Origin of the sequence: Corallococcus sp. AB030 (genome assembly GCF_003668965.1) — a bacterium.
GTDB lineage: Bacteria > Myxococcota > Myxococcia > Myxococcales > Myxococcaceae > Corallococcus > Corallococcus exiguus.
Genome location: NZ_RAWQ01000030.1, coordinates 51937 through 62833 on the forward strand (window position 1 = coordinate 51937; position 10897 = coordinate 62833).

Genomic DNA, 10897 nt, shown 5'->3' on the forward strand with positions numbered 1-10897 from the left:
CGCGGCACCCGAGCAATTCAGCCCGCCCTGCCAGCCAGCTCCTTCGCTGCCTCGATGAAGCGGCGCAGGGGCTCCGAGCGCTGTGCGCGGCTGGGGGAGTAGAGGAAGAAACCCGGCACGAAGGGCGCGTAGTCCTCCAGTACCCGCACGAGGCGTCCGGAATCCAGATGCTCCTGGATGGCTGGCTCTTGGACGTACGCCAGCCCCAGCCCCTCGATGGCGAATGTCACGCCGGCCATCTCGTCGTTGGTGGCGACATTGCCGCGCACCGGGATGCGCCAGGTCCTGCTTTCGCGCTCCAGCTCCCAGGCATAGGGAGTTCCGGTCGTCTGTGAGCGCAGGACGATGCATTCGTGCTGGAGCAGGTCCTCGGGGCGCTCAGGAGCCCCGCGCTTATCGAGATAGGCCGGTGCACCCACCACCACGAAGCGGAAGGCATCCGTCAGACGTACCTGCACCATGTCGCGCTCGATGGTCTCGCTCAGACGCACGCCTGCGTCGTAGCCCTCCGCGACGATATCGATGAGGCGCTGTTCGACGATGATGTCCACCTCCACGCGGGGGTATCGCGCGCGGAAGGCTGACAGCACGGGCGCGATGAGCAGGGACACCGCTGCTCGTGGCACGGACAGCTTCAGCCGTCCGACGACCTCCCCTGGCTCGGCCGAGGCACCGTGGAGCGCGGCGGCCGCCTGAGCAAGGCCCGGACCGGCCTCCTCCACGAGCCGCCGTCCCGCGTCCGTCAGGGACACGCTGCGAGTGGTGCGGTGGAGCAGGACCACGCTCAGCTGCTCCTCCAGCTGCCGGACGGACTGGCTCACGGCGGCCGTGGAGACGCCGAGCTCGCGCGCCGCGCCGCGGAAGCTCTGAAGCCGCGCGACGGCAAGGAACACGTGCAGCTGCTGGAAGAGGACCGTCTTCATGTCGGGACTCCTCTGGGGCACGAATCGCCGGGCCACCATCAACCCCTGCTTAACGGCCCGTTCGCTCCTCGACATCTAGTCCTCGGAGGGTGCGCCGCGTAGTTCTTTCACCGGGCCCTGCTGCTTCGGGGGCATGACGCGCACGGCAAGGGCCTTGCGGACGTCGAAGCCTTCCAGCGCGCCCGACAACCTGAGGGAGCCTCATGTCCATCTCACTCGCTGGCGCGTCCGTGGCGCCGGCCCCGCGCTCCGCGTCATGGAGCGCCGTGTTCGCGCTCACCCTGTGTGTCTCGACGCTCATCGCGTCCGAGTTCATGCCGGTGAGCCTCCTGACGCCCATCGCGTCGGACCTCCACCTGAGCGAAGGCCGCGCGGGCCAGGCGATCGCCGTCTCCGGTCTCTTCGCCGTGCTGACGAGCCTCTTCATCACGTCCTTGGCCAGGTCCGTCGACCGCCGGAGGCTGCTCCTCGGTCTCACCGGCGTCATGTTGGCTTCGGGGCTCGTGACCGCCTTCGCGCCCAGCTACGCCGTGCTCATGGTGGGCCGTGCGCTCATCGGCGTCGTCATTGGCGGCTTCTGGTCGTTGTCCGCGGCCACCGTCATGCGCCTGGTCCCCCAGGACGAGGTACCGCGCGCGCTTGGCCTGCTGAACGGTGGCAACGCGCTGGCCACCACCATCGCGGCGCCGCTCGGCAGCTTCCTGGGCCAGTACATCGGGTGGCGGGGCGCGTTCTTCGCGGTCGTTCCGCTCGCGGCCATCACCCTCGTGTGGCAGGCCTCCACCTTGCCCCCAATGCCCACGGAGCGCGCCGCTCCGCCTCCGAGCACCTTCGCCATCCTCCGGCGCCCGAAGGCGCGGTGGGGCATCCTGGCGGTCACGCTCTTCTTCATGGGCCAGTTCGCCCTCTTCACGTACCTGCGTCCCTTCCTGGAAACCGTCACACGGGTCGGGGTGTCCACCCTCTCGCTGCTCCTGTTGGGAATGGGCATCGCGGGGCTTCTGGGCACGTACCTCATCGGCTTCCTCGTGAGCAGGCGGTTGTCCGCGGTGCTCATCGCAGCCCCCGTGGCGATGGCCGTCATCGCGGTCCTGCTCATTGCCTTCGGCCCATCCCTCGCGGCAACGGCCGTCCTGCTGGTGGGGTGGGGACTCATCGGCACGGCGGCACCGGTCGCGTGGTGGACGTGGCTCAGCCGCACACTGCCGCGCGACGCGGAGGCTGGCGGCGGCCTCATGGTCGCGGCCATCCAGCTCGCCATCACCGTGGGCGCTTCGCTTGGAGGGCTGCTGTTCGACCGGAGCGGCTACCGGAGTTCGTTCGGAGTGAGCGCCTTGCTGCTCGGGGGCGCGGCCCTGCTGGCCATCCGAGCGTCGAAGCCTGAAGGCTCAATCAACCCATGAGGATGAAGACAATGAAATCACGTTTGCCTGGCGCGCTCCTGCGGGTGTCCCTCTCCGCGCTCGCGGCCTGCGCATCGCCGTCGGCAGCAGTGGCGCGTCCAACACCGGGCCTCGCGTCTGGTGACACATCCAACGGTGCGGACAACTTCTACACGAGCGACCAGGTCACCGTGGAGAAGGTTGTCTTCAAGAACCAATACAAGATGGATGTCGTTGGGAACCTGTTCGTTCCCAAAGGCCTGAACCGCGACGCGAAGACCCCGGCGATCGTCGTCGGACATCCCATGGGTGCGGTCAAGGAGCAGAGCGCGAACCTGTACGCCACGAAGATGGCGGAGCAGGGATTCGTCACCCTGTCCCTGGACCTGTCCTTCTGGGGCGAGAGTGCGGGCCAACCCCGCAATGTCGTCGCGCCGGACATCTATGCCGAGGACTTCAGCGCCGCGGTGGACTTCCTGCGCTCCCAGCCGTTTGTCGACAAGGAGCGGGTGGGCGCCATCGGAATCTGCGGCAGCGGGAGCTTCGTCATCAGCGCGGCCAAGATCGATCCTCGCATCAAGGCCATCGCGACCGTCAGCATGTATGACATGGGCGCCGCCAACCGGAACGGGCTCCGGCACTCGGTGAGCCTCGAGCAGAGGAAGAAGTACATCGAGGAGGCAGCCCTGCAGCGCGATGTGGAGTTCGCGGGCGGTGAAACGAAATATACGAGCGGAACGCCCGAGACCCTGAATGACCAATCCACTGCGACGGATCGCGAGTTCTACGACTTCTATCGCACCGCGCGTGGGCACCACTCGAACACCACGACGCACCCGACGCTCAGCAGCAATACCCGGTTCATGAACTTCTACCCGTTCACGGACATCGAGACGATCTCTCCCCGGCCGATGCTCTTCATCGCGGGCGAGAACGCCCATTCCCGGGAGTTCAGCGACGAGGCCTACCGGCTCGCCGGTGAACCCAAGGAACGGGTCCTCGTGCCCGGCGCGGGTCACGTGGACCTCTACGACCGCGTCGGCCGGATTCCCTTTGAAAAGCTGACCACGTTCTTCATGACGAACCTGAAGTGACCGAGGCAAGCGGGCCCTTCCTCCCGGAGGAGGCATCGGGTCCACCACGGCCGGTGCCTTCGCGCTCGAAGCGGCGACGGTCGCGGAGCTGCGGGCGGGCTGACTGAGGCCTACCTCGGGCGCATCCGTGCGCTCGGCCGCATCGAGGACCTGCCGCTGTGCTCGGTCATCAAGCTCAACGAGCAGGCTTCGCACGCGCGCCGCAAGCCCGGGTTCACGCGGAGCATGGACCCGCGTGGCGGGTAGGGTGGACCGGGCCGTGCCCACTTCTTGATCCTCGTCAATGCGGGCGAGGGCTCCCCCCTCCAGTCTGGAGGCCACAACGTCGCTGAACGTTCTGGTGCCCTCGTGATGAACATCTCCCGCCTTCACTCCCGCTCCCTGGGAGCTCTCTTTCTCCTTCCGTTCTTCGCCTACGGCATCGGCACCGCGCTCGTCACCTCGGTCCTGAATGAGCCGGAGCACCTGGCCGGACAGAGGACGCTGTTCGTGGGGGGCGCGCTGCTGCTCCTGTTGAACTCCCTCTTCGTCGTCGGAATTGGCGTGCTGTTCTTTCCCATCCTCCGTGATCGGAGCCCGGGCATCGCCGTCGCGTACGTCTGCACGCGGGTGATGGAGGCGCTGACCCTCATCGTCGGAGTGGTGTTCCTGCTGTGCATCCTTGAGCTCGGAGAATCCGCGCAAGGGCAGGCGACGCTGTTCCAGCTGCTGTCGAAGGGGAACTTCTGGGCGTATCAGCTCGCGATGATCATCCTGGGGGTCGGCAGCGTGGCGTTCTGCCTGTCGCTGTACCGCTCCCGGCTTCTCCCCTCGTGGCTCCCGCTGGTGGGCGCGGTGGGCTACGGGCTTCTGGCGCTGGGGTCCGTGCTGGAGCTCTTCGGGCTGCCGTGGGGCATCCACTTCTCCGGGCCCGGGGGCCTGTTCGAGCTGATCCTCGGCGGCTGGCTCATCGCCCGGGGGTTCCGGACGGTCACGCCCTCCGTCGCGGCGTAGCCGGCTTGCCGCGCGTGGCGATGCGCTTCCGGATCCGGCTCAGCGACTCGGGCTTCACGCCGATGTAGCTGGCCAGCTGGTATTGGGGAATCCGCTGGAGGATGTCCGGCCGCGCCTTCGAGAGCTTGAGGTAGCGCTGCTCCGGCGTCTCAGTGAGATAGGAAGCGAACCGCTCCTGCTGTTCCGCCAGGACCTTCTGCATCACCCTCCGGGAGATGCTCTCGAAGCGCGGGAAGCGCCGATACAGGTCCCCCTCGCGTTGCTCGGTGCCCACGACCACCGTGGTGTCTTCCGCGCAGACCATGAAGTGATCCGCCGGGGTCCGATTCATCATGCTGTGAATCGAGAGGACCCATTCGTCCTCGCTGAAGAACCCGTTGCTCCGCTCCTCCCCGTCGACGAGGGCGTACTGGCGGACGCAGCCCTGGAGGACGAAGTAGGCCTCGGTGGAGACCTGGCCCGCCATGAGCAGGTGAGTGCCTTTCGGACAGGTCCTCACCACCATGCTGTCCAGGATGGCCTGGGCTTCCTCGTCCGACAGAGGAGCGATGCGGCGGAAGTAGTCGACGAGCTTGTTCTTCATGGGAGCCCCGCGCGACGGCGGGGCCCCATCTTCTCAAGTCAGAGCGTCTTGAGGTACTCGATGATGGCCAGACGCTCCGGGTCGGTGAGCACGGAGTTGAATTCGTGGCCGCCGTTGTCCTGGCCGAAGGCGTTGGTGTTGTAGATCTTCCGGTCCTCGAGCTGCTGCCGCGTGCGGGTGGGCGGGAAGAGGATGTTCCAGGAAAGAGCCAGGTTGCTGAAGAGCACGTTCATCATCTCCTGCGCCAGGGGAGTGGTGAACTCGTCGCCCGGCTGGCAGTTGATGTACGGCGACACCGCTGGATTCAGGGGCGTGCGCCACTTGCAGGGGATGGTGTCGTACTTCCAGCCGAGCCTGGTGGAGTCGTAGGCGCGTTGCAGGTCCGTGTCGAAGCCCATGAGGCTCAGCGGCTGATCCCACCGCGGCGGCGCGGAGACCCGGCGCCAGATGGGCTTGCGGTCAGCGGGCTTGAGCACCTCCCAGACATTGGGAACCGAGCCGTTGTGCAAGTACGGCGAGGTGGCCCAGACCCCGTACAGCGGCGGCGCGAGGTAGCCGAGTTCCCGATTGCCACGGATGTGCGGCTGGTTCTGCGGACCACAGTCGTTGGCGGTGCCAGCCGTTGAGGGGTAGCCGAAGAAGTTCTTGGCGCCCGCGGACTGAACCGCCGCGTTGTTGGTATTCACCCGGACCGGGTCGGTGCCAATGATTCTCAGCGGGGCGATGTAGCTCGCCATGCCCTCCAGCGCCGGTGTCGCCAGGAAGGCCGGGTTGTTGACGTAGCGGGGCGAGTAGGCCCCATGGCAGCTCGCGCACGAGCCGTTGCCCTGCGGTCGCGGCACGGCGTTGTTGCGCCCCGGTGCCCACATGTCGAGCGTGTGGAACAGCACCGCCCCCTGCTCGGCCAGCGCCTGGTTGATGGGCAGTGGATAGGGCGGTGACTTGAGTGAATCGACCCAGGTGTTGAGCGCCGGGCCGTTGGTCCGCATCCAGTCCTGGCCCGCTTCACTCAGCGGCCCGCCGGCGCTTCCGAACAGGCCGATGAACGGCGTGTAGAACACCATGTCCACGCGCGGCGCATCCATGGGGAAGACGCCGTCGACGAACTTCACCGGCCGGTGCCCCATGTTCCACCAGGCGGGCGTATCCATTCCGGCGGTCGAGCCGGAGTTGATGAGCCCAATCACCTCGGAAGGCGTCAGCAGGTTCTCGTCCGGGAACAGGAAGGCGAGGTTGATGTCGCTGGCGTTGTTGGTGCCACGGGTCCGGTTGAGGTTCAGGAACGTGGCGAGCGACGCCGGGTAGCCCAGGGGCAACAGGTCGCTCAGGAACAGGTCCAGGTCCGCCAGGCTGCTGCCGCCGCCCACCTGCACCCCCAGGCCCGGGCCATCCCCGGGTTTGCCCACCATGCCGCTGTGGCAGGCATGACAGGTGACGCCGATGCGGCCGCTCCAGCTCCCATCCGGGTTGCGAAGCTGCGTGAGCATCTGCGGCAGTTGTCCGCTCCCGCCGTTGGAGAGATTCGGAAGCTGCCCGGGCAATGGATAGGGATTGCGCGCGGTACTCTGCCCCGACCCGTAGCGCTGGGCGACCAGGGTGTCGAAGTTGTCGGGACGGAAGAGAAAGCCCCAGACGCGCCACAGTTCGTTGTACTGCGCCGCGGAGAAGGTAGCGATGCCGAACGCAGCCTCGGGCCGTGTGTAGTTGGTGCCGGTGAACAGCACGCCCACTCCGGGATGGCCATTGGTCAGCAGCCCCTCGCCATGAGCGAAGCGCGCACGCAGTTCGCCACAGCTCTTCGCTGCTCCCTGCTCCTTCACGGCCTCTGGATCGACATGACAATTCTTCCAGTAGGCATTGAAGTGCACCGCCCGCCCGTCACTGATGCCGGGCTGCACCAGGGTCCGAGGATCCACCGGCAAGAGCGCACTGTCCGGCTTGCCATAGCAGAAGTCCCACTGCGCCGAGCCGCCTCGACTGCTCCCCAGCAAATCACTCGCGGCGCCGACGCCAGGCACCGCCAACGCCGCCATGACAGACAGCATGCGAACGAATGGCACGGCGGCGCCGCTTCCGACGAACGGCCTTCTCACAACGCGCATGAGCTCCTCCTGCTTCGCGGCTGACTTTGCTGACGGCGAGGCGGAGGGGCGCGCGGAGGATGAGGGTCGGGCGCCTCGCTAAGCGAAACGATAGGCCTCTATTGGCACTCCGTCAATAACGGATGAAAAGCCCGAGGCGCCCGGGTGGGGACGTCAGGGTTTGCCCAGCAGCTCCAGCGCGGAGGTGGTCATCAGGGTGACGCCGGTGCGCAGCGCGCGCTCGCGGTCCGGCGCGTAGAGGGGCGAGTGCGGGGAGGGGAGTGCCTCCTCCGTGCCCTTGGCCTCGGCGAAGCGTTTGGGTTCGGTGATGCCCAGCCACAGCATCACCGAGGGCACGCCCGCGCGGCCGTACTCGGAGAAGTCCTCTCCGCCCATGACGGATGGCGTCTCGCTGAGGTTCTTCTCGCCCAGCACCTTGCCCACCGCGGCCACCAGCCGCTTCGTGAGTTCCGGGTCATTGTAGGTGGCGGGCGTGCCTTCGGTGACGTTGACGGTGGGGGGGCGGGGCGCTCCAGATGCCATCGCCTCCGCCTTGGCGATGCGCTCGATGCCAGCCAGCAGCGCCTTGCGCACCTCCGGCTTGTACGTGCGCAGCGTGATCTGCAGGCGCACCTCGTCCGGGATGATGTTGCTCTTGGTGCCACCGTGGATGGAGCCCACCGTGAGCACGGCCGGCTCCAGCGGGCTCTTCTCCCGGCTGACGAGCGTCTGCAGCGAGAGGACGGTGCGCGCCGCCATCACCACCGGGTCCACGGTGGTGTGCGGGTACGCACCGTGCCCGCCCTTGCCGTAGAGGGTGACGTCCACCGAGTCCACGCTCGCCAGCGCATAGCCGGGGGTGAACTGCACCATCCCCGCCGCGGCGTTGGCCACGGTGTGCATGGCCACGGCGACGTCCGGCTTGGGGAAGCGCGTGAACAGGCCGTCCGCCAGCATCTGCCGGGCCCCGGCTCCAATCTCCTCGGCCGGCTGCCCCACCAGCATCAACGTGCCACGCCACCGGTCCTTCGTCCGCGCCAGCAGCGTGGCCGTGCCAATCCATGACGTCATGTGCACGTCGTGCCCGCACGCGTGCATCACCGAGACCTCCGTCCCGCCTGCATCCTTCGCCTTCGTCCTGCTGGCGTAGGGCAGTCCCGTCTTCTCCTCCACCGGAAGCCCGTCCAGGTCCGTGCGCAGCATCACCGTGGGGCCCTTGCCGTTGCGCAACAGGGCCACCACGCCGTGCCCGCCCACCTTCGGCGTCACCTCGAAGCCGAGCTTGCGCAGGCGCTCGGCCAGCTTCGCCGCTGTCTTCTCCTCCTGGAGTGACAGCTCGGGCGTCTGGTGCAGGTCGCGGTAGAGCGCATCGAGTTCGGGGTACAGCGCGTCCAGGCCCGCGAGGACCGTGGGAGGGGGCGCCGCCGCGAACGCGGGGCCGCCGGGCGCCGCGACACAGGCGAAGAGCAGGGGAAGCAGGGGGAGCGTTTTCACCAGGGGGTCTCCTGACCGTCAGGGAGCCCTCACTGTACTCGGGCGAGGCATACATTCGAGCCGGGGGGACATATGTCCACGAGCAATCTTCCGATCGAGGTCGAGCTCATCTACGAGCTCATGCCCTGCAACGCCATGCGCTCGGCGCAGGAACCCCTCCGGCCGCCCCATCCCTGCGCCTATTTCCGTCAGTGGGGGAGCTATCACAGCTACGACTACGTGGAGGACAGCCCGCCTCCCGAGCCAGGCATCGTCCACCCGGCGAAGTACGTAGGGCGCGCACCCCTGGTCCCCGAGGCGCTGAGTGGCTGCCGCAAGGCCCCCATCATGGCGGTCGGGATCAACCCCAATCTCCCGGCGTGGTGGAGCGCGAAGCGCCAGTCGCTCTACCCGCTGTTCGACGACTACCAGCAATACGCGCACTACTTCCGGTACCGCGCGGTGGACAAGCTGGAGGTGCCGCGCGCCGACTACGAGCGCTTCGGCGGCGGAGCGCAGGACACGCCGTACTCCGACTTCGAGCTTCAAGTGCCCGCGGACGAGACCGGTGCTCGCCGGGTGCCCCTCAAGCTCCAACCCCAGAAGATGTATGAGACGTACCAGGGGCTCTTGGACTCAGTGGCGGAGGAGATGGGCTGGAGGGGCCACAAGCTCCGGGTAGGGGAGGATCTCTCCTACGGGAACATGGTGGCGTGTCCCTCGGCGAAGTGGACCACGAGAGCCTCCCCGGAGGATCCGACGCTGCCCCCGATGACTGTCGCCCAGCGGGATGGCATCGTCAGCGAGTGCTTCCGCGAGCGGAGGTACTTCCTCCGACAGCTCTTCCAGAGCCTTCCCTCCGTGCTGCTGTGCTTCAGCCAGAGCACCGCGAACGCGCTCATCTCCGAGTTGAAGTCTCTCTTCGTGAAGGGGAATCCCCAGCCGGGGGAGCCGCTGGAGTCGCTGATGTCCCGGGAGATCCGCCTGAGGTTCGGCGCCGCGCCGGATGGCAGCGAGCTGGGGGCGCGAGTCATCTTCGCGCCTCACATCACCGGGGACTCCGCCGACTTCGAGAAGTCCCGAGCGCGGGTCATCGAGCAACTCCTGGAGGAGGCCAGGGCGGGACGGCTCGCCATGAATCCACAGACCGGGCACCTGCGGCGCCCCAAGGGCGCCTGCGTCCTCTGCACCCTGATGCGGATTGGTCCGTGTGACTACGAGCGTGAGCTGCAGCCGCTCAGCCCGCAACCGGCGCTCACGGCCGCCTCGCCCGGGCCGCTCCTGGCCAGGGAGAAATCCGCACAGCTCGCGTGGGTGCGAGAGACGTTGGCCGTGTCCCCTCCGGTTCCGGTGGCGTGGGGCGACACGGATGAAGAGGCAGGGGAGCGCTTCGATTCGGGAGACCTGCCGTGAACCCCCTGCGCGGAGCCGCGCGCCGCAAGCCCCTCACGCGAAGGCGGCGCTGCGCAGGATCATCACGTCGGCGAAGTCGTGGCGCCCCGGCGCGAGACACAGCGCCCCCTGCGACACCTGCTCGAGGAAGTGCTCGCCGTAGTCGTGGCGGGGGCCCGAGGCGTACACGGTGATGTCCCGGGCCCGCGCGACGTCTCCGAGCATCCGGGCCACCGCGTGCGCCACCTCTCCCCAGAAGGGGAAGTACAGATAGAACGCGGTGCCGTCCGACAGGTCCACGTCTCGGACATCCGCGTGGATGAACTCCAGGTTCGGCAGCGCGAAACGTGCGCTATTGCCGCGCGCGGACTCGACGTATGTCTTTGCGAACTCCACGCCCTTGACCCGGGCGGAGGAGCTCGCGGCGACTGTGATGGCGAACTTCCCATTGCCACAGCCGAGATCGTAGACCGTGTCGCGCGGCCCTGGCTTCGCGATGGAGAGGAAGTCTGAGATGCGCTGGGCCCGGGATGCCAGGTTCACCTGACCGAATGGGGGGCGGTCCTGGCCGGTGGTGATGCGTGAAATGCGCAGCAGGCCCTCGAGCCAGTCATCCGCCGCCGTGCTCGCGCGTCCCGTGGCCTCGGTGAAGCCGAGCCCCTCCCATTGCTCCCGGAAGCGTGCCGGAGAGAGGTCCCCCGTTCGAAGCCGCTGGGCGATGTCATCTCCGGCCGCATCCAGCGCCTCGGTCACCAGGAGTACACGCGCCTGCAGCGCGGCCCAGAGCGCCTGGAGCTCCGGACGGGCCCGCACATCCAGAAGGAGCAACTCCGGTTCCACGTTCTCCTGCACGAAGGCGAAGCGCTCAAGGAGCTCCCACTGCGCGCCCAGGCCCAACGTCCGCGAATCTCCTGGGGCCAGGAGGGCCTCGGCGCGCTCGGCCCACCAGGGAGGGGCAGGTAGGACGGGGGGAGAG

9 protein-coding genes are annotated in these 10897 nt (G+C 67.6%); 4 read left to right on the plus strand and 5 right to left on the minus strand.

Features of this window, described 5'->3' with window-relative positions:
• Positions 1–17: 17 nt before the first annotated feature.
• Positions 18–923: a LysR family transcriptional regulator gene (locus tag D7Y15_RS10525; RefSeq protein ID WP_120577924.1), complete on the minus strand. Its 906-nt coding sequence runs from the start codon at positions 921–923 to the stop codon at positions 18–20.
• Positions 924–1126: 203 nt separating this feature from the next.
• Between D7Y15_RS10525 and D7Y15_RS10530 the strand changes: the two genes are divergently transcribed.
• From D7Y15_RS10530 to D7Y15_RS10540, 3 genes are all read left to right on the plus strand, one after another.
• Positions 1127–2326, plus strand: coding sequence for an MFS transporter (locus tag D7Y15_RS10530; RefSeq protein ID WP_121752465.1), 1200 nt, complete (start codon positions 1127–1129; stop codon positions 2324–2326).
• Between the two features lie 11 nt (positions 2327–2337).
• Positions 2338–3399, plus strand: coding sequence for an alpha/beta hydrolase (locus tag D7Y15_RS10535; protein ID WP_199733811.1), 1062 nt, complete (start codon positions 2338–2340; stop codon positions 3397–3399).
• Between the two features lie 351 nt (positions 3400–3750).
• Positions 3751–4392, plus strand: coding sequence for a DUF4386 domain-containing protein (locus D7Y15_RS10540; RefSeq protein ID WP_121752469.1), 642 nt, complete (start codon positions 3751–3753; stop codon positions 4390–4392).
• Here the strand turns inward: D7Y15_RS10540 and D7Y15_RS10545 are convergent.
• From D7Y15_RS10545 to D7Y15_RS10555, 3 genes are all read right to left on the minus strand, one after another.
• A complete protein-coding gene (locus D7Y15_RS10545; protein ID WP_121752466.1) occupies positions 4370–4975 on the minus strand; it encodes a Crp/Fnr family transcriptional regulator in 606 nt (201 codons plus the stop codon). The two genes, D7Y15_RS10540 and D7Y15_RS10545, sit on opposite strands and share 23 nt — an antisense overlap.
• 38 nt (positions 4976–5013) lie before the next feature.
• Positions 5014–7035, minus strand: a complete 2022-nt coding sequence (locus tag D7Y15_RS10550; RefSeq protein ID WP_233597119.1) for a hypothetical protein — start codon at positions 7033–7035, stop codon at positions 5014–5016.
• Positions 7036–7230: 195 nt separating this feature from the next.
• Positions 7231–8550, minus strand: a complete 1320-nt coding sequence (locus D7Y15_RS10555; RefSeq protein ID WP_120577930.1) for an amidohydrolase — start codon at positions 8548–8550, stop codon at positions 7231–7233.
• 72 nt (positions 8551–8622) lie between these two features.
• On the opposite strand from D7Y15_RS10555, the gene D7Y15_RS10560 reads away from it, so the two are divergent.
• Complete coding sequence (locus D7Y15_RS10560) at positions 8623–9942, plus strand: hypothetical protein (protein ID WP_120577931.1); 1320 nt, start codon at positions 8623–8625, stop codon at positions 9940–9942.
• Positions 9943–9975: 33 nt separating this feature from the next.
• On the opposite strand, the gene D7Y15_RS10565 is transcribed toward D7Y15_RS10560, so the two are convergent.
• A partial coding sequence (locus tag D7Y15_RS10565) for a methyltransferase domain-containing protein (RefSeq protein WP_148712741.1) occupies positions 9976–10897 on the minus strand: 922 nt, incomplete at its 5' end.

What these genes read in the sequence shown, in the direction of transcription:
- D7Y15_RS10525 (WP_120577924.1), bottom strand. Translation starts at nt 923, where the DNA reads ATGAAGACGGTCCTCTTCCAGCAGCTGCACGTGTTCCTTGCCGTCGCG.
- D7Y15_RS10530 (WP_121752465.1), top strand. Translation starts at nt 1,127, where the DNA reads ATGTCCATCTCACTCGCTGGCGCGTCCGTGGCGCCGGCCCCGCGCTCC.
- D7Y15_RS10535 (WP_199733811.1), top strand. Translation starts at nt 2,338, where the DNA reads ATGAAATCACGTTTGCCTGGCGCGCTCCTGCGGGTGTCCCTCTCCGCG.
- D7Y15_RS10540 (WP_121752469.1), top strand. Translation starts at nt 3,751, where the DNA reads ATGAACATCTCCCGCCTTCACTCCCGCTCCCTGGGAGCTCTCTTTCTC.
- D7Y15_RS10545 (WP_121752466.1), bottom strand. Translation starts at nt 4,975, where the DNA reads ATGAAGAACAAGCTCGTCGACTACTTCCGCCGCATCGCTCCTCTGTCG.
- D7Y15_RS10560 (WP_120577931.1), top strand. Translation starts at nt 8,623, where the DNA reads ATGTCCACGAGCAATCTTCCGATCGAGGTCGAGCTCATCTACGAGCTC.